The following is a 23,062-nucleotide window of genomic DNA, read 5'->3' on the forward strand; positions in this document are numbered from 1 at the left end:
GCTAATGAGTTAGAACTTCACGTTGAGGCCGACGAGCACCGTGCGTCCCGGAGCAAGCACTGCGTAGTGCGTCGTATACGCCTGCTGGTAATACACCTTGTCACCAACGTTCAACGCATTGCCCTGAATGCTGAAGTGCTTGTTCACATCGTAGGAACTGAACAGGTCAACACGGGTGTAACCACGGACCCACTTATTTGTAGACTGATTACCCCAGACCATCGAGTTTGCGTAGACACCGCCACCGACACGAAGGCGTGGGATGATCTTGTAATTACTCGTAAGGCTGAAGCTGCTCCAAGGCGTGTTTGGCATGTGATTGCCATTCGTCAGACCGTTCGCTGCACCTGCACCGCCGGCATTAGTAAGGATGGCATCGATGAAGTTATAACCACCGGTCATATCCCACTTGCGCGTGATGTAACCAGTGACACCAGCTTCGAGACCGATCGTACGGTCTGTACCCGCCGCGCCAACATTGCCGTCTGCGAGCGTGATGCGAACGTTCTGGATGTCTTCGCGATATACCGCGACATGCGCCAACGCACGACCATGAGCGAGTTCACGCTTCACGCCGAACTCTTCCTGACGAATCGTCTCGGGTTGCAGGTTGCTGTTACCAACCGTGCTCAAGTTCGAAGTGTCAGTACCCTGCGCCAAAGCGTTGCCCGTCGGAATCGCGGCCGTGCTCACTGTGCCGTAGATGCTCGTCACAGCGTTGGGTTTATACGTCAAGCCTGCAATGTAAGTTCCAAGATCGTTGACCACCACTTGCTTCGCGACTGTCGAGGAAAGATAGCTAGATTCAAAGTGGTCATAGCGACCGCCCACCGTAGCGAGAAAATGCTTGTTGAGCGTAATGGTGTCGAAGCCATAAGCAGACTTCGTCACCGCGACCGAGTGGGATGGATTATGGGCAAGGTATACCGAATTGGTATAGGTCAGTCCAATGACACCCTTCGCTGACGCTCCGATCCACTGATCCCGATCATTGGGAGCAAACAGCGAAGTGCAGTTATAAGCTGAAGCCGCACCTAGCCCAAGCTGGCACGTTTCTGTACCGCCGGTTCCCTGAGCGTTGGGCGAAGTGAACGCTGTCGTGTTGTTGGTGTAGCTATCGATGTTGCCGCGTTCCTTGGAGAATTCCATGCCCACCGCATACGAGTGCTTGATGCTTCCCGTATTGAACGCCCCTGATAGATCTGTCTGGTTGCCAAGCGTATACACGGAGTTGTACTTCGCATTGATGCGGCGGAATAACAGACCGTAGTAGAGATTACCCTTGCTGTCGTCAGGAAGAGTCCAAAGATAGTCCTGGCTGGTGCGCTCGTAGCGGAAGCTGTTGCGCAGCAGTGACTTGCCATGGAACAAATCCTGTTCGACGCGTGCGGTACCGATCTTCGCGTATTCCTTATCCTTATCGCGGTCAAGCAGGCCGTAGAAGATCGTTCTGTAAGGTAATGCGATCGGCGTGCCATCGCCCGGCTGGAGAACCTGCTTGTATCCAGCAGCGGCGTAGGTTGAGGCGTACGTGTTTGCAGGATTGTTGTACGGAATACCCGAATCAGGAATGCTATTTGTGATCAGGTGGTAGTAGTCCAAAAACAAACGTGTCGGGTGGCCCAGACCAATGGCGAGGCTCGGGGCGAAGCCCCAGCGATTGTTATTCACGCCGTCGCGCCCAGCAACTCCAGCGTCGTACCACATTGAGGTCAAACGACCATAAACGCTGTTCATCAACTTCGCGTTCGCATCGATCGTTGCGCGCTTATAGCTCGAGGTGCCGGGCATAAAGCTACCTGCAATGAAGCGATCCTTACGAGCAATCTTGCTGTTCATGTTGATGCTGCCGCCGCCCGTCCCGCGACCGCCATAAGCACCGCCAGGGCCTTCTTGCACTTCGATGCTATCGATGTCGAAGGTATCGCGCGACTGGGCTGCGATGTCACGCATGCCGTCGATATACGTGCTCGACTGAGAGTCCAAACCACGGATGAAGGGACGATCGCCGAGAGGGTTGCCGCCTTCTCCAGCACCGAAGGTGATGCCCGGAACAGCACGAAGCGCCTCAACTAGCGAAGTCGCGGCCATCTGCTGCATGGCTTCGCCTCCGATAACGTTGACGGTCTGAGGTAGATCGAGAAGCGGTGCGGTGTATTTCAAATTCGTAGGCTGGTTGTCAGCCGTTACCACTACCGACTCATTTGCAGAACGGACGTCGATCTTTACCGAATCCGGTGCGTCGAAGCGCGCAGCAAGCCCCGTACCATCGAGCGCCTGACGCAACGCTGCGTCCACCGGCATCACGCCGCTCACACCTTGCGAAGGCACATCGGCCATCTTGTCCTGCGAGGCCAGCGCGATGCGGATGCCCGCCTGCTTGCGGATCGCCGCGATTACTTCACTCAGAGGACCTGCGGGGATATCAAACTTATGCACTTCATGTGCGGGGTCATTCGGATGTTGGCCCGCACCTTCGTGACCATGGTGAGGGTCGGCTTCTTTGCCAAGGTCGTCGTTCTTGTCCGTCGGCGTGGTCGCGGCCACGGCCGTGGTCGTCGTCAGACCTGCCAGCGTGAGGGCCACCATCGCTGCCAGAGGGTTCTTGCGGCGGCTGGCGGTAACGCCTGCCGGCTGCGCCGGTTCCGTGCCGAAAAGTCCCGCCATCAGGCTTGTCTTCAACTCAATCTGCTTACTCAAAATCTTGCTCCCTGCCTCAAAAAGTCTTGTGTGCCCTCTGGCCTCGTGCAGCGACCCATCGCTCACTTGCCGGACACACGGCCTCGCGCTGTGTGTTGGCGCCTCCCATGCGAAGCTCTGGGAAAGCGCGTTTGTCAGCGCAGATCGGCAGCCCTCACGGCCTTTCTGCTATTCCTGCGCGGCCCTCATCCACACGCAGTCATCTCTCAATCCCGGAAAATCAGGCCGCAGTTTGCCCCGGAAACGAATACGACCGCATCCGTCCGAAATATTGGCGACCCCGTTAGTCCGAGTTCTTATTTACCTTACAACAAATCTCGGACTAGACACGTCGCATATTCAATTTTTGTGCGATATCTGAGACGACCGCGCGAAATTCGCACGGTAAACAGGCATCCTAGTTGGCAATGCCTCAACATTTCCATGCCGAGCAGTGGCTACCCTATCCGGTGGAGCTTGTCTTCGCGTTTTTCGCCAACCCGGAGAACCTGCCGCGGCTGATGCCCGCCTGGCAGAAGGTTCGCATCGAGGAAGCGATGTTCCAGGCGCCCCCGCCAAGACCTGAAGGGACACCCCGCTTTCCCGGCGCCGTGGCCGGCTCCGGCAGCCGCATTCTGATCAGCGCGCGCATCGCTCCGTGGCTTCCTCCGCGCGCCGGGTGGGACGCCCGCATCGAAGACTTCCGCTGGAACGAGGGTTTTTGCGACGTGCAGTACACCGGCCCGTTCAAAAGCTGGCGACACTGCCACACCGTCACCGCGCGCGACAACGACAAGGGGATGCCCGGCACTCTCGTCACAGACGAGGTGACCTACGAGCCGCCGTTTGGCGAACTGGGTGTGCTCGCCGCGAAACCTGCTTTGCACTACGCCTGGCGCATCCGACACGAACGCACAGCAGCTCTGCTGGCGCGCGCCACGACAAACGCTCGCTGAAACGAAAAGAGGGTGGCCGCAGCCACCCTCTTTCTCATGACTTTGAGCTATGCGCTGACAGGCTTGCGGAGCAGCGGACGAACCCGCTCCAGCGCCGCCTCAGCCGCCAGGCCGTACTTCGCGCGAAGGTCATCCGGCTTACCGTGCTCGATGAACTGGTCAGGCCAGCCCACGCGCACCACCGGCGTCTCGAGCCCCGCATCGTGCAGGGCCTCAAGCACCGCCGAGCCGAAACCGCCCGCCAGGACGTGGTCTTCCAACGTCATCAGCAGACCGCAGCGGCGAGCATAGGAGAGTACGCACTCGGCATCGATCGGTTTCGCAAAGCGCGCGTTGATGACGGCGACGGAGTGGCCTTCCGCTTCGAGCGCCTTCGCGACTTTCTCGGCCTCTGGCAGCATGTTGCCCAGCGAGAAGATGGCGAGATCAGCGCCGTCACGGATGACTTCAGCCTTGCCTACTTCCAGCGCCACCGGGGTTTCCTTCACCACCGAACCGGGGCCTGTACCGCGCGGATAGCGAATCGCGCTCGCTCCGTTGTGCTTCAGCGCGGTGAACATCATGTCCTGCAGCTCGTCCTCGTCCTTCGGATCCATGTGGATGAGGTTCGGAACACTGCGCAGATAACTGATGTCGAAGAGGCCGTGATGCGTCGGACCGTCGTCGCCACTCAGGCCGCCGCGATCCATGCAGAAGACAACCGGCAACTCTTGCAGAGCGACGTCATGCACGACTTGATCGAACGCACGCTGCAGGAAGGTCGAGTAGATGGCACAGAACGGTCGATAGCCCTTCGTCGCCATACCTGCCGCAAACAATACGGCATGTTCCTCGGCGATACCGACGTCGAAGTAGCGGTCAGGATGCTGCGGACGGAAGACGTCGAGCGCTGTGCCGTTGGGCATCGCCGCGGTGATCGCCACTACGTTGCGATCCATGTCAGCGAGCTTGTTCAGCGTCTCGGCAAAGATCTCCGAATAGGTCTTCTGCCCTGCCGCCTTCGTCTCGCCGGTCTCAGGATCGTATGGTCCGAGGCCGTGGAACTTCTTCACCTTGTCGAGCGCCGGCTGGAAGCCGCGGCCCTTCTGCGTCAATGCATGAAGCACGACGGGGCGGTTCTGCGTCTTCAGGAACTTGAAGGTCTCGATCAGCATCGGCAGGTTGTGGCCGTCGATGGGGCCGTAGTAACCGAGCCCGAACTCTTCGAAGATCATGCCGCGGCCGATGACGCCCTTCGCGGCTTCTTCGGCCTTGCGCGTGATGTGCCGCGCAGCCTGTCCGCCGAACTTTTCAACCAGGCCTGTGACGCGATCGTAGAAGTTCACATACGTCGGGTTCGTGGCGATCTTGTGGAAGTACTCTGCGATCGCGCCGACGTTCTTGTCGATCGACCACTCGTTGTCGTTGAGCACGATGATCATGCGCTTGGTCTGCGCGGCCACGTTGTTTAACGCCTCGAAGCTGATGCCGTTGGTAAACGCCGCATCGCCTGCGAGCGCGACGATGTGTTCGTCACCACCGCTCATGTCGCGCGCCACGGCCATGCCCAGAGCCGCGCTCAGAGCAGTACCAGCATGACCTGCGCCGAAGCTGTCGTGTTCGCTTTCGGTGCGCAGCATAAAACCGTTCAGGCCGCCGGGCTGGCGGATCGTCTCAAAGCGGTCTTCGCGGCCGGTGAGCAGCTTATGCACGTAGCTCTGGTGGCTGACGTCGAAGACGAAGCTGTCCTGCGGCGTATCGAAGACATAGTGCATGGCGATCGTCAGTTCGACAACGCCGAGGTTGGGCCCGATATGTCCACCGGTCTTGGCCACGCCCTGAATGAGCCGTTCGCGAATTTCTTCCGCGAGGCGCTCCAGTTCGACCATGCCGAGTTTTTTTACATCAGCCGGAGACTTGATCCGGCTCAAATATTCGCTCATCGTGCTGAAAATCCAAGTGGGTCGCGACGAAGCGCACACCCGACGTTTTAGTGTACCAAGCGCATTTGCGCTATACCGTCGCCCCCGCATTCTGATTGCGGGATATCGAATTTCATCGAAATGTCCCACAGAATGCGCTGAATCGCGTTACGATACCTCACATGTTCCCAAGTTCAGGAGTTTCCCGCGCCTTCCGGCGTCTGTGCGCCGTTGTCTTTGCCGTCGCAGCGACCACATGCATCGCTTCCGCACAGACCACGCCCTCCACGACGGTCGTCATCTCCGAGGTCTACGGCGGAGGCGGCAGCACCTCCACCGCTGGTCTCTACCCGCAGGACTTCGTCGAGCTCTTCAACATGAGCAGCGCTGCCGTGGACATCAGCGGATGGTCCGTGCAGTACGTCGCCGCTACCGCTACAACGACCACGGCGGTCTCTGCGTCGAACATCGCCTCGGTCCCATCCGGCGTGAGCCTTGCTCCCGGTCAGCGTTATCTCATCGCGGGTACCTACTCCGCGTCATACGGCAGCCAGAACCCCCTTCCCACCGCCGACGTCACCGGTTCCTTCGCCGCAGCAGCTGGTGCAGGTCACTTCTTCCTCGTCAAGAGCTCCACGGCTGTTTCTCCGCTGGCCTGCCCGGAAAGCGACCCCAACGTCGTCGACAATGTGGCCTACGGTCTCTCCTCGACAGCCGCGCTGTGCGGAGCTGGAGGCGCCGGCGACACAGCTCCTACTCTCACCTCGTCGCTCATTGCCATTCGCACGAATGCCTGCACGAACACGGGCAAGAACGCTTCGGACTTTTCGACCGGCACCACCGCGCCTCGCGCGTCCACTGCCACCGCAACGCCTTGCGGCGCTACGGTCACCGCACCGTCGCTCAGCTCCCCGACAGCTTCGCCCGCGACGGTTACCGCTGGCGGCGCGTTGACTGTCTCGGTCACAGTCACCCCGGGCTCGGGTACGATCAGCACGGTAACGGCTGACCTCAGCCCCATCGGTGGCAGCTCGACTCAGGCGCTCACCAACACGAGCGGCAGCGTGTGGAGCTACCAGACGACCGTTCCGAGCTCCACGGCAGCGGCCACGTATACCGTCAACTTCAAGGCTACGGACTCGAACTCGCAAACGGCGACGGCATCCACCACGTACACCGTTCAGTCGGCTACGGTCTCCAATCCGATCACGCTCTCCAACGGAACGGCGACGCCCTCCTCCGTGACGGCTGGATCGACGACGTTGCTGACCGTGGCAGCCACCGCAGCGACGAACCCCACGTCCACGAGCCTTGCGGTCGTCGGAAACCTTTCGGCCTTCGGTGGCTCGACCACGCAGGCGTTCTACGATGACGGCACTCACGGCGACAAGACGTCCGGCGACGGCATCTACAGCTACTCGCTGGCCGTTCCTTCGGGCACCGCGGCAGCCAACTACACCATCGCGCTCACGGCGTCGGACTCGCAGGCCCGTACGGCATCTGGCTCGATCGCCCTTACGATCCAGCCACCCGCAGTCGTTTCGGCAAATGTGGCGCTTTACACCAACACCACGACTGCAGCCGTTGGTTCGGCTGTGACGTTTACCGCCGTCGTTACAGCGGTGAACAGCTCCGCTACCCCGACCGGAACGGTGAACTTCTACGACGGCGGCAAGCTGCTTGGCGCAGGAACGGCCTCCACCGGCGCGTGGTACTACACCACCAGCGCTCTGGCTGCTGGCTCCCACGTCATCACCATCGCGTACTCGGGTGACTCCACCTTCCCGAGCACCACGACCAGCACGCCCGCTTCGGTGACCGTCACCGTAACGACGACGCCGGTTGCGGACTTCAACCTCATCCTCAGCAACTCGGCGTTGACGGCTTCGGGCGCACAGCGCACGCAGACGATGACGGTTGCCGTTCAGGGCGTCACCGGCTTCAGCGACACGGTCGCGCTCTCCTGCTCGGGTCTCCCTGCCGGTTCGCGTTGCCAGTTCTCGCCGACCAGCATCACGGGTTCGGGCACCTCGGTGCTGACCATCGCCGTTGACGGCGCTTCGCTCCGCCACACCTCGCCCTTCGGCAAGCGTGGCAGCGAAACCGCACTCGCCTTCGGTCTGCTCGCACTGCCGCTGGCGTTCCGCCGTCGTATGCGTGCCAAGCTGGCCCGCGTCACGACGCTGGCAGCGATCCTCGGCTTCGGCATGATGCTCACCGGCGTGATGACCGGCTGCGGCGACGGCAACTCCACGCCGTCGGGCACCTCCACCGTAACGGTTACGGCGAAGAGCTCGACCGCGACCAAGACCGCAACGTTCCAACTGAACGTGCAGTAAACCACCGCCCACAAGGCAAAGAAGAGGCTGCGCCCACCCGGCGCAGCCTCTTCTTCTTGCTGTAAATTCAGCCCAGCAAGAAGGGCAGCGCATCTTCGCGCTGCCCTTCCTGTTGGCGGTCCACCGAGATAAAACTTACGGCGTGGCTACCGGCGTCGTCGCCACGCTTACCGGCGCAGGAGCCGTAGCCGCAGCAGCACGAGCCGCCTGCTTGGCGGTCCAGGCCTTCTGCGCGGCTTGTGCAACAGCCAGCGGTGCGCAAGGCTGCGGCGGCAGCACCTGTCCCGGCAACGCTGCCGGTCCTGGCATACGCATCTGTCCGGCCGGGCAAGCCTTCAGCGCCATCTGCGGCTGCAGGTCCCTGGGAACGGGCGGGGCCGTCACACCAGCGATCTGCTGGTTTGCGTGGCTGCCCGGCCAGTTGTACGGCGAGCGCGTAATGGCGCCGTATCCCACCACCGGGAAGCGCGACGGCAGCGCGAAGTCACGGTTCACGACGACGAATGCCGACGTCGGCACCTTACCCAGCAGACGCTTTTCGCCGCTCAACTGCAGCGTGTGATCATCCGCCTTCACGGTCAGGGTGTTGCCATCGAAAGCGTTCTTCTGTTCCTTCGCGCCCGGGAACGCGTGATTGGAAACGACCGTCACGCCAAGCCCCGGAACATACAGATAGAGGAACTGCAGATCGGCGATTTCGTAGTTCAGTTCGGCCTTGCCGACGACGCCATCCACCGTAAACGTTCCGCGAGCGATCGACAGCGGCGTAAGCTTAGGCGGCTTCACCTTCTCGGCGCGCATCTTCTTGCCGTGCTGGTCATAGCCGAGGTCCGCGGCGGTCTGGAAGACCGGCATTCCCTTCTCGTTGAAGAACGGATTGCCCTTCTTGTCGCGCTGCTGCTTTACCGGCGCGTTGAACATCAACTTGCCGTCCGGGTCGACGCGCTGCTTGCCTTCTTCATCGAGCATTGGCGTAGGGGGCAGCGCGATGATCTCCGCCGGACCAACGTACTCTTCCTTCTTGCCGTTCTTCACGTAAACCGGCATCTTCACCGGGGCGATCGCCGCAGCAGAGGCAACGGGCTTTGCGATGTCCGGCTGAGCTCCATCGCTCTCAGGCGTGGCGTTCTGCGGTGCCGCATTTTGCGTCGCGGCCTGAGGATCGACGGTCTGTGCAGCCAACGTGAAGGGTGCGACCCCGGCGAAGGACAAGAAGAAGGTACAAGCGAAAAGCTGCGGTCTACGAAGCATGACGGCGGGCTCCAAAATGCGCGGGGCTTCAAGGCCATCCGCGCTTAGATAAAGGCGTTTGGAATGAAGCATAGCCGCGCAAATTGTGTAATGCCAGCAGATTGCGATGAGGGCGAACCACGAAAGGCGACATCCTTTCGTGGCGGAATCACTGCTTCGGTGTCTCCGATGCAGGCGCGGCCGGCGCGGGGTCCGTTGTGACTGGCGGCCTGGCCGGTGTGGGGTCCGTCACGGCCGGCGGAGCATCCGCTGCAGGCGCGGTCGGGATAGCCGGAGCCCCCGCGGGCGCGGCCTTGGGTGCCGAAGTCGCTGTCGCAGGCGTCGGGGTCTCCTGCACCTCGCTGCAACGCACGCCTGCAGCGCAGGCCTGCCCTTCCAGACGCGGCTTCAACTCTTTCTTGATCTCCGGCGCGGCCGCAGAAACACCCTGCTGCTGAGCTTCGGCCTTACTGCCGGGCCAGACGTAGGGTGCGAGTCGCGTTGACCCGTAACCCAGCACCGGAAACGGCGCATGCGGCAGGATGAAGCCGCGATCCACCGCCACATACGCAGGCAGCGGCTTGTTCCCGATCAACGGTCTGTCGGAGCTCAGCTTGATGGTGTGCTCTTCCGTGTGCACACTCAGCGATTCGCCGCGGAATGCGCCCAACTGACGCGTCGCTCCCGCGAAAGGCCCGGTGCCGATGATGATCACACCCGTGTCCGGCACATAGACGTAGAGATAGTGCAACTCGGCGATCTCGTAATTCAGTCGCACCTTGCCGACGATGCCGTCGACCATAAGCGCGCCGCTTTCGATCTTCAATCCTGTGCGGCGAGCGGTCTCTTCCTTCGGCGGGCGAATGCGGCGACCGCGTTCGTCGTAGCCGAGGTTATCGGGCGTCTGAAAAACGGGCTTGCCCTTCACGAAAACGGGTTTGCCGTTCTTATCGCGAAGCTGGCGCTCTTCCGGCTCGAACATCAGCTTGCCGTCCGCGTCCGTGCGCTGCACGCCCAACTCATCGAGCATCGGCTTGCCCTGAACGACAATCAGCTCCTGCTTCGCGGCGGGATGAATCGGCTTGCGCGTCGGCTTACCCCGGACCGGAGTGGCTCGGGGCGCTGGGGCCGCAGCGGGCGGCTCCACGGCTTCCGTCTCAATGGGTTTTTCGGCAGCAGGCGGAGCCACAGGCTCGGGTGTGCTCGCAGGTGGCGGAGCAGCCTCTGTCTTCGGCTGAAAGAGCACGATCTTCCGCGGCGAGGCTGGAGCCGGAGCGGGAGCGGCTTCAGTCGGTTGAGCAGAAGTGGCCGGAGCCGTCTCGCGTCCCGGCTGAGCGTAAACCGGCTGAGCGTAGACCGGCCGCGGATACACCGGAGCAGTCTTCGCGGCCGGTGCCGGCGTTGAGGAGGCGGGAGCAGCAACAGACGTCCGCGCCGGTTGCGCATAAACGCCCGGGGCCGTCGCCACTGGAGCGGCGCTCGCCGGAGCGGTCGTGGCTGGCGGCGTGGATGTGGAAGGCGTGGGCGCGCTGCTGTCGGTAGTGGGATGCAGGCTGATGCGCTTCGGAGGAGTCGCGTCCTGCGCCAGCGCCAGAGGCGCTGCGGCGACGAGCAAGCCCGTCGCAAACCCTCGAAACCACCACACTTTCTGCGTCATTACTGGCCCCATACGCTTGTCATTGGCTGCCGCCATCCGCTTGCGAAAGACTAGATTAGCTTGGCTGATGCGGTATCGCCATTGCCCAAAAGAAACAGACGCCGCGCGTCTTCTACACTGGAAGCGGAAACCGCAAGGACACTGCGGCGAACACGAAAATCATGGGCACACTCTTCCGCATCCCGCAACCTGTCGGTGTCACCAAGGCTACCGCAAAGCAGCAAATGCTGCGGCAGCTTGTCTGCAGCTCCGCACCTGAGGAGGCACTCCGTTACCACGGCTATCGCGTCATCGCCGGCGTGGACGAAGTGGGTCGTGGCGCGCTTTACGGCCCCGTCGTGGCCGCAGCTGTCATCCTGCCGGAGAAGTGTTCCGTGCTCGCGCGCATGGGCCTCACCGACTCCAAGCAGCTCGACGAGGAGCAGCGCGAAAAGCTCGACCGCAAGATCCGCCAGGTCGCGCTGGCGTTTGCGATCGCCGAGGTCGACGCCGCGACCATCGACCGCCTGAACATCTACCAGGCTTCGCGCCTCGCCATGCTGCAGGCCGTGCAGTCGCTCGCCGTCATGCCCGACCACATCATCCTCGACGCCATGCTGATCGACCATCCCTGTGCGCAGACGAAGCTTTACTACGGCGATGCGCTCTGCCTGTCCATCGCCGCCGCGTCGGTTGTGGCCAAAGTGCATCGCGATGCGCTGATGCGCGAGGCCGATCTGCTCCATCCGCAGTATGGCCTGGCCGCACATAAGGGCTACGGCACCCCGACGCACCAGAAGGCCCTGCGCGAACACGGTCCCACCCCGATGCACCGGCGCAGCTTTGCACCCGTGGCGCGGCTCGACCCTAATGCCAGCCTCGACGAGCTCCTCGACACCGCCGACCTGCTCTTCGGCGACGAGCAGGAAGCGCTCGAAGCCTAGCCAGGCTGCGCGGTCCCCGCATCCGCGCTAACATAAGGTGTCTATGGCACTTCGGCTTCTCTGCGTCTGCGCTCACCCTGATGATGAATGCTTCGCCTTCGGCGGAGCACTTGCGCTCGCCGCCAACCGCGGCGTGGAAACCTCTGTCGTTTGCCTGACCGACGGCCAGGCCGCGACACACCGCGGCACCTCGTCCTCCGGTAAAGAACTCGGCGCCATGCGTCGCCAGGAGTTCGAGGCCTCGTGCAAGGTGCTCGGCGTGAAGAACTTCGAGCTGCTCACCTACCAGGACGCGCAACTCGAGTTCGAATCGCTGTCGTCGCTGGGCGCGGAACTGGTGAAGCGCATCCGCCAGCTTCGCCCGCACGTCATCATCACCTTCGGCGGCGAAGGCGCGCTGAACACGCATGCGGACCACACGACCGTTTCGGCAGCAACGACGGCGGCGTTTCACTGGGCAGGTCATGCGAAACGCTACCCGGACGCAGGCCCGCTCTTCCAGCCGCAGCGCCTCTACTACGTCACCAGCAGCTTCGTGCTGCCGGAGCGTCACATCCCGCTGCTCGCGCCGTGGACCTGCACCCTCGACATCAAGGACGTCTTCGAGCGCAAGCAGGAAGCCTTCCGCCAGCATGTCTCGCAGGCGCCGGTGATGCACTCGACCGCTGACGCGTTCGCCAGGTACGGACAGAGCGAGCACTACACGCTGGCAGCCGCTACCGTCCCGCAACCTGCACGTCAGTCGACGGATCTCTTCGAAGGCGTCGCGGACGTCTAAGGGATCACTCGCTTCGAGCAACAAGAGGGATACGCAACGAGCGTATCCCTCTTGCTTTTGCGGATAACTGCGAGTTTTGCTCACGAAGTCAGATTCTTATACGTCTGTTCACGATAGAATCGTTTCCACAACACCCGTAACTCGTATCCTCAGGAGCTTCACTGTAATGCCCAAATATCTACTGCTGTCCCTGGCCTTGCTGGGTGGCACAATGCCGCTACACGCGCAAAGAACCGATGTCTCCGTCGGCGGCGGTTTCAACAATCTCAGCCAGGGATCAGCGCACGGCGCGCTGGTGGCTTCAGGAGCGATCCACTTCGGCGATCATCTCTCGGTCGGCGCCGAATATGCATACCAGAGCGCTGGCGAAGCCCAAAATACCGAAGTTCTTTCTGGCAGTTCTGTCATCTCGGTGGACAGCAAGGAACGTTTGCAGAACTATGGTGGCGTGGTGCGCTTTGGCTTGCTTCATCACCGCCCCGCGCAGTCATATCTGCTCGTGGCAGGAGGCGGGCTGCACGTCAGCGATACCGTCGCGGCGCAGTATTACTATGCGGGTAGCACCATTCTTTCCGGTGCGAACACCACCACCGCGAACGGTGGCTACTTCGGTGCAGGCGCAGGTGCGAACCTGCCGATTCGTGGTGGTTTTGGTTTGCGTCCGGAGGCTCGCTACGAGCGGCAGATGCTCCCTGGTTACGACGCGGGCGGTTATCATTTTGCCGCTAGCCACGCGAACCAGCTGCTTGTGACGCTTTCGCTCTATAAGAGCTTCGGCGGACGTCAACGTAACTGAAACTCTGGCGAGCCCATCACCAGCGCCGAGAGCAGGTTCAACATGCCGACAGGATCGGCAGACTCCGGCTGCGATGCCAGCTCTTTCTGAATGAGCTGGTTCGTCTGCGGCGATACGGGAGTGCCGATCATCGTCGTCTCGAGCACTCGCATTGTCACCATGGGGCCAACGCGCGGTGCGGGGGGAGTAGGTGCTGCCTCCTGCGCGCTGGCTTCGTAGCCGACACGTTTAGCGCCCGGCGTTGGTGTTGCGGGCAGCGCCGATTGCGTGGACGTCGGCATGATCTGCCCTGAACCCGAAGGAGTCATCAGGCCAATGGCGAGCAACTTCGGTGCGTCAAACTTCTGCGAACCGTAGCGTCCCGTCGTGAGGTTATAGCTGAAGTTCAAGCGCTCCTTCAACGCGTTCGAGTTCATCCAGATATCTGCGGTGAGGTAGTAGCCCGTCGGCTCAAGCTTGTTATACAGCGGCTCGCCGAGATCGCGAATGGAGTTGGAAAGCTGGCCGGGATTGTCCGGCGTGGTCGCCGTCGCGCGGAAGACGGAAGCGATGAACTCTTCGGGCGTCTTCACCTTGTTGTGGAAGTACAGCCTGGAGTTGAACTCCGGCGAATGCGCGATCGTGCGCAGCATCTCTTTGATGTCGCCGCCGGTGCTCGCGTACGTCTTCTCCAGCCGCGCGACCATCGCAGGCGGAGGCGTGTCTGCGATGAAGTACTGCGCCAGCATCTGCGACACGAAGTGCGCCGTCTGCGGGCTTGCCGCAAGGATCTTCAAAGCAGTGATGCCCTGCTTGATGCTCTCCGGCGTCGCTACCTGATCGCTTGGCCCGAAGCTCTGCTTCGGCATTTCACTCGCAGCGATCTTCGTGGCCGTACCGTCCTCATTGATGCGATAGCCCAGCCAGTACTTGGGCCCCGGCTCATGCCGTTTGTAGTCGAACGCAAAGCCGCCGCCCTGATTCACGCGGTCCACGCCCCAACCGGTGAGGATCGCCGAAAGCGCCGTTACGTCTCCCTGCGAGTAGCCGCCGTTCACGCTCAACGTATGCAGTTCCATCACTTCGCGACCATAGTTTTCATTCAAGCCGCGGCCGCCGCGCTTCGCGTCCGGATTCCGCGGGTCGACGCCATTCGCCAGTGAATCCGGCCCGATGGAGAGATAGTTGTCGAGGTAAACCATCATCGCCGGTGACTGCGCGGTGGCCAGCAGCAGGTCGCCGAACTTGCCCAACGCATGTTTGCGAATCACCTCGCGCTCGTAGCTCGCGGTGTACCACTGGTCACCGTCCTTGGGCATGTAGACGTTGAAGTGGTTGAACCAGAAATTCGTCATCACCTGCTCGAGCTGTCGCTCGGTCATGATGTCGCGCAGGATGCGTGCCTGCGCCAGCTCATCGCGAAGAAAGTACGCGCTGTTCGTCTCGCCGCTCATCGCGTTGAAGGCTTCGCGCTCATGTGCGGTGAAGCCCGACGTTAGCAAGTTGTGTTGATCGCCAGTGAGGTTGCCATTGCGCGTCAGGTCGATCCGGTCCTCAACAGGCAGCTTCACGATGGCCGCCATGCGCTGGTTTCTCGGCAGCACCAGTAACTGCGCTGCAAGCTGCGTCGCGCGTTCCTTTTCCCGCTGCTTTTTCGCAGCGTTCTCGGCTTCGCTCAACTCAGGCTTCGCAATCACCTTGCCGTCCGCGTCACGGTGCGTCTTGTTCGCGACACGCTTGGCGACCTGCACTTCCATCACCGCGTTGTCGAGCGGATCGGTGGGATACGGCATCTTGCCTTCCGTGACCATGTCCACCTGCGTCACGAACGGATACACCTGCGCCGCAAGCGCAGGCGTCATGTTCACCGTCGGATAGTCGCGGAGTTTCGAGTCGAGCGCGGCGTCCTTGAGGCTTGCGGGGTTGAGCTGCTGCTCAAACCACTTGTCCGCCCCCATCGCCAACACGCGGTCCACATCACCGGGCCGCGGGCCGTAGCCGAAGCGGTTCAACATCTGCACCACGCGATCGCGGGGATTCAGCGGAAGCATCTGCGCGCTCGTGGCGGCGGGTTTCGGCGGAAACGCGGCCTTGCCCTTCTTCGCGAACGTGTCGCTGCTGCGATCGGAGTCGGGCGGACGCATCTCGTCCGCGGGCGCGTCCTGCTGCGATGGCGACTGCATCTTCGTGTCGCTCATCGCCTGCGCATTCGCACGCGGCAATACGCCTGCACTCAATGGGAAAGCCAACACCAACGCCAGAGGACTCAACTTCATCGGGACACACCTCCACCTGCGCGCAAACAGTCTCTGCTTACGAGAACACAGTTGGCAAACCGAAGTTGCCTAGGCGGTGACCATTCGCGCGCGTTTCTTGCGCTTCTGCCAAAGGGTCCACACCAGACGAGCGATCATCAACGCAAAGAAGACGATCGAAACCACCGCCGGAGCGTTGTTCCCCTTCTTCAGCGACCACCAGAAGTGCATGAGCGCTAGGAACCCGGCAACGTACACCACTCGATGCAGGCGCTGCCAGTTCTTGCCGCCCATTGCGCGCAGGACACGCTGCGGGCTGGTGATCGCGAGCGCCAGCAGAAGGACCCAGGTGATGAGGCCGACCTGGATGAACGCGCGCTGCTTCACGTCGTCGATCATCGACGGCACGATGAGCTTCAACTGCTGCCACGGCACGCCCCAGTGGTGCGCTCGAATGCCTTCAAGCGCCGTCGCGGTGTCATACCCCGAGAACAGGAACACGTACACCAGCATGTGCAGCGTGGCGTAGAAGAACGAGTACAAGCCCACCATGCGACGGAAGCGGATGAGCCACGACAGCTTCGGCGACAAGCGTCGCACCGGCGTAATCGCGAGGTCCCACACCAGCAGCCACAGCGCCCAGAGCCCCGTGAAGTGCGTGAGGAACTGTACCGGGTCGCTTTCCGCAGCCAGCGCGCCGGAGTGAAACATCATGAGGAGTTTCAGCAGCGGCAACAGGCACAGCAGATGCACTACGACCTTGAGCCACGGAATCACTTTGCCTGGCATGAGCGGACAGCACCTCAACGAGCGGGATCAACGAAGAACGTTGCAGCTATTGTCGCCGCATGGCTGCAGAAAGAGAAATCACTTTTCGTGATCCGCTCTTAGTAATTCACGCGAAGATCCATGCCCGCATACAGGTGTGCCACCTCGTTGCCGTAACCGTTGAACGGCTGCGTGCCCACGATCTTTGGCAGGAAGCCGCTGCCGAGCACGCGTTCGCGCTCCTGCGAACGCCACGGCGCGACGCTCGGGTTCACGTTCGAGTAGAAGCCATACGCCGGCGCGTTCAGATCGTTCCACGTCGTCTCCGGCTGCTTGTCGACGAAGCGAATGCGCACGATCGACTTCGGGCTCTTGAAGCCATACTTCCACGGCACGATGATGCGAATCGGTGCGCCCTGCTGGTTGGCGAGCGTTTCGCCATAGCTGCCAAAGGTCATCAGTGTCAGAGGATGCATTGCCTCATCCATGCGCAGCCCCTCGGAATAGCCCTGCGGGCCGACGCCCGAAGAGTTTACGCCAGGCATCTGCTTCGGATCATGCAGCGTGAAGAACTGCACGAACTTGGCGCTGGGCAAAGGATCGAGTGTCTTCAGGAATTCACCGAGCGAGAAGCCGTCCCACGGCACCACCATTGACCAACCCTCAACGCAACGGAAGCGATAGACGCGCTGCTCGATCGGCCGCAGCTTCATCAGGGTGTCGATGTCGATCGTCTTCTTTTGCTTCACGAGGCCGTCGACCTGGATCGTCCACGGTCGCACATGCATGGATTGCGCGTTGCGCTCGGGGTCGCTCTTGTCTGGGCCAAACTCGATGAAGTTGTTGTACGAAGTCACCTTCGACTGCGGCGTGATGTCGCCGAGGTTGTACTTCGTCGGCGAGGCGTTCAGCTTTGTCGCTGCAAACATCGTGCGCGGCAGCATCGCGGCTCCGGCCATCGTTCCCAGCCCTGCCAGAAACTGTCGGCGGTTGCGCTGAAACTCGCGCATCACGGACTGCGAAGTAATTTCACTGGAGGGAATTTCCTGGCGAGTTCGTAACAGCATCGGCGTTCCTCTTCTCATTCGACGCGCAGCAGCAGCGAAGGGTGCCAACAAGCGCGTCTCTAACTCTACGTGGCGGAAAGCTCTGTGGATGTTTTGCGGCGCAGCAGGAAGACGATCGTGCCAAGCACCGCGATGACCGCTGCGAAGATGACCTCACGAGCAAAGTGCGCGCGCGAAAGAACGACATAGCCAAAACCCACCAGCGCGAGCACCGGAGGCAACGGGTAAAGCCAGACGCGGAAGGGACGCGGTGCATCCGGCACGCGCTTGCGCCACAGCATCACGCCCACGTGCTGCAGCATGAACTGCAGCAGGATGCGCAGGACAACAAGCCCTGCGATCACGTCCGCAAGCGACAGAAAACAACACGCGCAGGCCACTAACGCGAGCGCAAGCAGCGAGACCACCGGAAAGTCACCCTTGCTATCGAGTTTTGCAAACGACCGCAGAAAGTTGCCATCGCGCGCGGCGGCATAAGGGATCCGCGAATAGCCGAGCAATAGCGCAAAGACGCTCGCAAACGCCGTGATCATCACGCACACGGCCGCAACCACCGCGATCGCATAAGCGCGTGCACTGCCGACCACCGGCTGCCACGCCATCACCATGAACGTCGAAAGCATCGCTCTGCGTTCGCCGAGCGTCTGCACCTTGAGCAGCGCATCGCTGCCCATCACACTCAGCACGCTGGCGTTCAACGCGAGATACAGCACGGCCACGATCGCAATCGACCCCAGCAGAGCGCGCGGAATCGTGCGCTGCGGATCACGCACCTCTGCTCCAAGAAACGTAACGTTGTAATAGCCCCAGTAATCGTAGGTCGCGACCAGCATCGCCGAGCCGAGCCCGAGGAAGAACGTATGGTTGGGCGCGAAGGCATGAGGCGGAAATGCCACGATCTGCGACCAATGTCCGCGCAGTGCTCCGGTCACGCAGGCGCCGAAGATTGTCAGCAGCACCACGCCCAGCATGAACGTCGCAAGCCCTCGCAGCGCTCCCACGCTCCGCATCTGCAACGTAGTCGCAACGACCACCGCGACGACGGCCAGCAGGCTTGCCTTCCCTGTCACCGTGCCGACGGTGTACGCGCCAAGATGCAGCGCATGCACGCTCGCCTGCGAAGCGAACGAAGGCCATATGAAGCCTGCATACTGCGCGAGGCCGATGCATCCGCTCGCGATGCTGAGCGGAGCGCTGAAGCAGAGCTGAAAGACGAAGAGGAAGCTCAGCCAGCGTCCCCACTTGCCCGGAAACATCTCGGCAAGGTAGCGGTACGTGCCGCCCGCGTGCGGCATCGCCGCGCCGAGCTCTGCCCACACCAGGCCATCGCATGCCGCGAGCAACGCGCCGAGAATCCACCCGAGCATCGCTTGCGGCCCGCCCATCGCCGCCACCAGCAGCGGCAGCGTGAGGAAGGGTCCGACCCCGATCATGTCGAGCAGGTTCAGCGTGAGTGCGCCGCGCGGCGACAGCGAGCGATGCAGATTGGGCGATGCGTCCGTCATCTCGTCCGAGTGTACAGGCGCGATCTTCCGGGCAGCACCCTCTTCGTGGTCGCATCCTGACGCAGGCTATGCGAATCTATTCGGCATGAAGCGAATCATCCCCGCTCTGCTCGCGACTGCGGTCGCGTCCTCGGCTCTTGCGCAACAACCCGCAGCGTCGCTGCCCCGTTTCGCCGACCCCGCCAACCTCAGCGGCGAGCGTATGCAGCCGCGTGATGGTCGCGAGTTGCCGATCGACCAGGGCAAACGAGGACTGGAGCAGATGCTCCGTCGCTTGAACACCCGTGCGTCAATCCTCAACATCGTCGCGCATCCAGACGACGAAGACGGGGGCATGTTGACCTTCTACGCGCGCGGCATGGGAGCACGCGTAGCCGACCTTTCGCTGACGCGTGGCGAGGGCGGACAAAACGCCATGACCGGCGACTTCGAAGACGCGCTCGGCCTGCTGCGCACACAGGAGTTACTCGCCAACGACCGCTACGTGGGCATCACGCAGATGTTCGGCACCGAGGTGGACTTTGGCTTCTCGAAGACGAAGGCGGAGAGCTTCGGCAAGTGGACCCATGAGCGCGTGCTCTATGACGCCGTGCGCGCGATTCGCATCTTCCGTCCCCTCGTGATCACCTCGACGTGGATCGGCGGCGTGACCGACGGCCACGGACAGCATCAGGTCTCCGGCCAGATTGCGCAGGAAGCCTTTGTCGCAGCGGGCGATCCGAAGGTCTTCCCCGAGATGGAAAAGGAAGGCATCTACCCCTGGCAGCCGTTGCGCGTTTATGCGCGCGTGCCTCACAGCGCGATCAGCAAGCAGGGGCTTTACGACTACGCCACGAATCAGTACGTGCCTGCAGAGTTCCACAACTATGTCACAGGCAAGACGTCATCCACTCCGCCAGAGGCGGACGTCGGTGTGCATGAGGGGCAGGTTGATCCACTGCTCTCTGCCGAAGGGGAAGGCCCGGTAAGCTACGTGCAATTTGCGCGTCGCGGCTTGAGCCAACAGAAGTCGCAGATGGGTCCGGGCGGCCGCAGTGCACCAGAGGGTGCGTTCGATGTGGCGTACCACCTCTATGGCTCCCGCGTTGCGCAGGAAATGGCTGGCCCTAAGCGCGACTTCTTCGATGGCATCGACACGAGTCTCGTCGGGATAGCGGATGTCGCACCCGAGGCTCCGGCGTCTCTTCGCACAGGGCTGCAGCATGTGCAGAGCCTGCTCGATCAAGCGACGCAGAAATTGCCCTCCGGTTCTCTGAAAGAGATTGACGCGCTGTTGCAGCAGAGCGCAGCGAGCATGGATGAACTGCTCTCATCACTCCGCGAAGCAAACGCTCAGAATGGCGATAGCAGCTTCTTGAGCTTATCGGCGCAAGAGCGTGCCAGTCTCCGTCATGAGCTTCTGGCAAAGCGAGCAGAGATCGACGAAGCACGTTACTTTGCACTGGGCATTCACTTGCAGGCTTCAGCGCCCTCTGTCTCAGGCGATATCGCCCCCGGCAATCCACTCGCGATCACCGTTCAATACGACGCACCGTATGCAACGCTCGACGAGGCGAAGCTGTGGGAACTCAATATTCGTAGCGAGTCGAACGGGACGGCGAATCCGCAGGCGAGCACGATCCTTCTGACTGCAAACGATATTGCACGCTTCAGGCCCACGCTGCCTTATTTCAAGCGAAACAACATCGAGCAGCCCATCTACGATCTCACTGCGGAAGTGCTGCGGAACGCTCCGCTCTCGCATCCGCCTCTTATCGTTCAGGCAAAGATTACGGCAGGCCTCAGCTTCACCGTACCTGTGGTCGTAACGAACGGTGCGGATCAACAACCGTTGCAAATTTTGCCATCGACGCCTGAGTTGCGAGCCCACCTGCGCGCGGTCGGCTACGGCGATCTGCCGCGCACAAACTTCATCGAGCGTCCGGCGAAGTTCATCGCGCCTGCAGGACTGCGCCTACCGGAGAAGCGTCGTATCGGCTATCTTCCCGGCACAGGCGATGCCGTGCCCGAAGCGCTTGCCGCGATGGGACTTCACGCTACGAAGCTCACTGTCGGTGACCTCACCGCGCAACAGCTTTCTGCGTTCGACACGGTCATCCTCGGTGTGCGCACCTACGCGGCGCATAGCGATCTGCACGGCTCTCCCACACAGGAGCTGCTTGAGTTCGCACGCAACGGCGGTAACGTGATCGTGCAGTACCAGACCACAGAATTCGTCGCGGACGACGCACCGTTCCCGCTCTCACTCGGTGCGAACGAGAAGGTCGTGGACGAAACGGCTCCGGTGAAATTGCTCGACGCAAAAAACACGTTGCTGACGACGCCGAACGTCGTCACTTCCGCAGATTTCAACGGCTGGGTAGAAGAGCGAGGCCACGGCTTCCTCGAGACCTGGGATGCGCGTTACACCGCGCTTACGGAGACGCATGATCCCGGCGCGGCTGAGGAACACATTCTGCCGCAGAAGCCCCAACGTGGCGGCATCATCACCGCCTCGCTTGGCAAAGGCCATTGGACGTACGTTGCCTTTGCGCTTTATCGGCAATTTCCAGAAGCGGTTCCCGGCGCTTATCGACTCTTCGCCAACCTGCTAGCACAGTAGCTGCGCAAGCAAAACGGCCTCCCATGCGGGAGGCCGTTCTTGTTGGGGACTCGCAGCTTAGCGCTTGCGAGGAGCCGTGTGGTGGACCGGAGCTGCCGGCTTCTTCGCCGGAACGATGGTCGCATCCGACATCGTGATGTTCAGCGGCTTCTGCGTGTAGCTAGCGTAGGTGCCGTCGACGGTGATCTTGTCACCAGCCGCAGGAACCTTCGTTGCCGGGGTCTTCAGGTTGACCGTAAAGTCAGCCGTCTTACCCTGGATCGCGTCATCAGAAACCGAGAGCTGAACCTGGCTGTCGGTGGCCGAAACCACAACACCCGGCAGTTCTACGGCCTTGCCCTTGATCGTCGAGAAGACCTTGTCTGCATCCTCCGGCGTGCCGTTCTGCAGGATGAATTCCTTGTCCGACAGAGCGAGAGTTGCGAGGTCCGGCGTGGTCGCGATGATCTGCTTCACGTAGTCTTCCGGCTTCGGAGCAGGCTTGATCGTCGAGGTCAGCGTCGCCGGCGGATCAATCGAGGTCTTCACCAGAGCCTGGAGTTGATCGAAGCCGTCCTTGCTGCCGTGGTACTTCTGGTAGCAATACAGCGCGGTCGGCTGAATCTGCGGCTTGTACGCATCCGGTGCGTAGACCAGAGCGCGCGTGCCGTACCAGGCGCAGTTCAGATAATCAGGCGGGGTCGAGGTGTAGTAAGCCTGGGCCAGCGTGAAGACATCCTGCAGCACGGGGCTGGGCTTGGTCGTGTCATCCGGATCAGCCGCGATTTCAGCCTTCAGAGCTGTGATAGCGGTAGCATTGTCCTTCTTCGCCAGCGCAGCATCAGCAAGAGCCGAATCAAACGTCGGCGTCGTTGCCTTCTTCAACGTGTCGAAGTCGGCCTGCGCCATCGCGTCGGGCTTGGTGGCGTTCAGGCCCTGCTGCGCATACTTCGCAACCGGCTCGAGAGCCGCAGCCTTCGCTGCCGGATCGGTCAGCTTGTCCGCGTCAGCGCGGCGGTAGTAAACCTCGAGCGTCAGCGCACGCAGGTTGTTCGGATCAGCTGCGATCACGCGATCAGCAGTTGCGACCGTGTTCGCCTGATCACCAGCCTGGTTGTAGGCAAACAGCATCTGGTTCAGAACGTCGTTCTTCACAGCGGAGTTCGGGAACTGCTTCAAGTACGCTTCAAACGCGGCAGCCTTGGCAGCAGGCGTCGTCTGGGTAGCTGCGTTGTTGTAGACCGCATACTCCTGCTCCGACATCTGAACCTGACCTGCGGCCGGGGCGGCCGGGGTCTGTGCTACGGCAAGAGGAACCGCCGGCGCTGCAACAGCAAGCGTCAGCAGCGAGGCAAGGACGACCTTCTTCATAAAGCAAACTCCTCGAGGACTTCGGGGTTCTACGGTTTCAAGATTGCGCGCCAAAACATCTAGGACGCCGGGAGAGCCATTGGGGTTCTGCCACACCAGAATTCCCATAGGTGGATGATGCGGATTATAGAAACCGTGTTGCTCGTGCGCAACTTCTGCCATTTCCTGCACTCTTTCGCCTGGGCCCGACATATTGCACCTCCTCTGGTGCTGATCTCTTAGACACCGGAATTTTCGTTTCGTTTCCTCTTCGCTGCGGCTGCCACAAAACCGGTGC

14 protein-coding genes and 1 pseudogene are annotated in these 23,062 nt (G+C 61.4%); 6 read left to right on the forward strand and 9 right to left on the reverse strand.

The window, feature by feature from the left end; all coding sequences use genetic code 11:
- Window positions 1-9: 9 nt before the first annotated feature.
- Complete coding sequence (locus OHL11_RS08930; RefSeq protein WP_263371139.1) at window positions 10-2,700, reverse strand: TonB-dependent siderophore receptor; 2,691 nt, start codon at window positions 2,698-2,700, stop codon at window positions 10-12.
- A 407-nt stretch (window positions 2,701-3,107) separates the two neighbouring features.
- Here OHL11_RS08930 and OHL11_RS08935 point away from each other — a divergent pair, with 407 nt between their 5' ends.
- Window positions 3,108-3,635, forward strand: coding sequence for an SRPBCC family protein (locus OHL11_RS08935; protein WP_263371140.1), 528 nt, complete (start codon window positions 3,108-3,110; stop codon window positions 3,633-3,635).
- Window positions 3,636-3,682: 47 nt separating this feature from the next.
- Here OHL11_RS08935 and dxs read toward each other — a convergent pair whose 3' ends face one another.
- A complete protein-coding gene (dxs, locus tag OHL11_RS08940; RefSeq protein WP_263371141.1) occupies window positions 3,683-5,557 on the reverse strand; it encodes a 1-deoxy-D-xylulose-5-phosphate synthase in 1,875 nt (624 codons plus the stop codon).
- A 161-nt stretch (window positions 5,558-5,718) separates the two neighbouring features.
- Here dxs and OHL11_RS08945 point away from each other — a divergent pair.
- Window positions 5,719-7,350, forward strand: a pseudogene (locus tag OHL11_RS08945) (Ig-like domain repeat protein); the annotation flags it as partial.
- A gap of 660 nt (window positions 7,351-8,010) precedes the next feature.
- On the opposite strand, the gene OHL11_RS08950 reads toward OHL11_RS08945, so the two are convergent.
- A complete protein-coding gene (locus OHL11_RS08950) occupies window positions 8,011-9,126 on the reverse strand; it encodes a hypothetical protein (protein WP_263371143.1) in 1,116 nt (371 codons plus the stop codon).
- Window positions 9,127-9,274: 148 nt separating this feature from the next.
- Entirely contained in the window at window positions 9,275-10,762 is a 1,488-nt protein-coding gene (locus OHL11_RS08955; protein ID WP_263371144.1) for a hypothetical protein, read from the reverse strand.
- Between the two features lie 161 nt (window positions 10,763-10,923).
- Between OHL11_RS08955 and OHL11_RS08960 the strand changes: the two genes are divergently transcribed.
- The 3 genes from OHL11_RS08960 to OHL11_RS08970 all read left to right on the forward strand — a co-directional run bounded on the left by OHL11_RS08960 (window position 10,924) and on the right by OHL11_RS08970 (window position 13,259).
- Complete coding sequence (locus OHL11_RS08960; protein WP_263371145.1) at window positions 10,924-11,685, forward strand: ribonuclease HII; 762 nt, start codon at window positions 10,924-10,926, stop codon at window positions 11,683-11,685.
- Between the two features lie 43 nt (window positions 11,686-11,728).
- Window positions 11,729-12,463, forward strand: a complete 735-nt coding sequence (locus OHL11_RS08965) for a PIG-L deacetylase family protein (RefSeq protein WP_263371146.1) — start codon at window positions 11,729-11,731, stop codon at window positions 12,461-12,463.
- 166 nt (window positions 12,464-12,629) lie between these two features.
- A complete protein-coding gene (locus OHL11_RS08970) occupies window positions 12,630-13,259 on the forward strand; it encodes a hypothetical protein (protein WP_263371147.1) in 630 nt (209 codons plus the stop codon).
- Here the strand turns inward: OHL11_RS08970 and OHL11_RS08975 are convergent.
- The 4 genes from OHL11_RS08975 to OHL11_RS08990 form a co-directional block, all read right to left on the reverse strand.
- The gene (locus tag OHL11_RS08975; RefSeq protein ID WP_263371148.1) at window positions 13,247-15,514 is read right to left on the reverse strand and encodes a DUF1800 domain-containing protein; all 2,268 of its coding nucleotides are present in this window, start codon (window positions 15,512-15,514) and stop codon (window positions 13,247-13,249) included. The genes OHL11_RS08970 and OHL11_RS08975 overlap by 13 nt on opposite strands.
- Before the next feature lie 69 nt (window positions 15,515-15,583).
- Window positions 15,584-16,282: a protein-methionine-sulfoxide reductase heme-binding subunit MsrQ gene (locus tag OHL11_RS08980; protein ID WP_263371149.1), complete on the reverse strand. Its 699-nt coding sequence runs from the start codon at window positions 16,280-16,282 to the stop codon at window positions 15,584-15,586.
- Between the two features lie 98 nt (window positions 16,283-16,380).
- Window positions 16,381-17,328, reverse strand: coding sequence for a protein-methionine-sulfoxide reductase catalytic subunit MsrP (msrP, locus tag OHL11_RS08985; RefSeq protein WP_263371150.1), 948 nt, complete (start codon window positions 17,326-17,328; stop codon window positions 16,381-16,383).
- A gap of 65 nt (window positions 17,329-17,393) precedes the next feature.
- A complete protein-coding gene (locus OHL11_RS08990) occupies window positions 17,394-18,833 on the reverse strand; it encodes an APC family permease (RefSeq protein WP_263371151.1) in 1,440 nt (479 codons plus the stop codon).
- Between the two features lie 85 nt (window positions 18,834-18,918).
- Here OHL11_RS08990 and OHL11_RS08995 point away from each other — a divergent pair, with 85 nt between their 5' ends.
- Window positions 18,919-21,435 (forward strand): PIG-L family deacetylase, encoded by a 2,517-nt coding sequence (locus tag OHL11_RS08995; protein WP_263371152.1) that lies wholly within the window; start codon window positions 18,919-18,921, stop codon window positions 21,433-21,435.
- A 57-nt stretch (window positions 21,436-21,492) separates the two neighbouring features.
- On the opposite strand, the gene OHL11_RS09000 is transcribed toward OHL11_RS08995, so the two are convergent.
- The gene (locus OHL11_RS09000; RefSeq protein ID WP_263371153.1) at window positions 21,493-22,785 is read right to left on the reverse strand and encodes a hypothetical protein; all 1,293 of its coding nucleotides are present in this window, start codon (window positions 22,783-22,785) and stop codon (window positions 21,493-21,495) included.
- Window positions 22,786-23,062: the final 277 nt, after the last annotated feature.

The sequence above is a fragment of the Granulicella cerasi genome (assembly GCF_025685575.1).
GTDB classification, from domain to species: Bacteria; Acidobacteriota; Terriglobia; order Terriglobales; family Acidobacteriaceae; genus Granulicella; species Granulicella cerasi.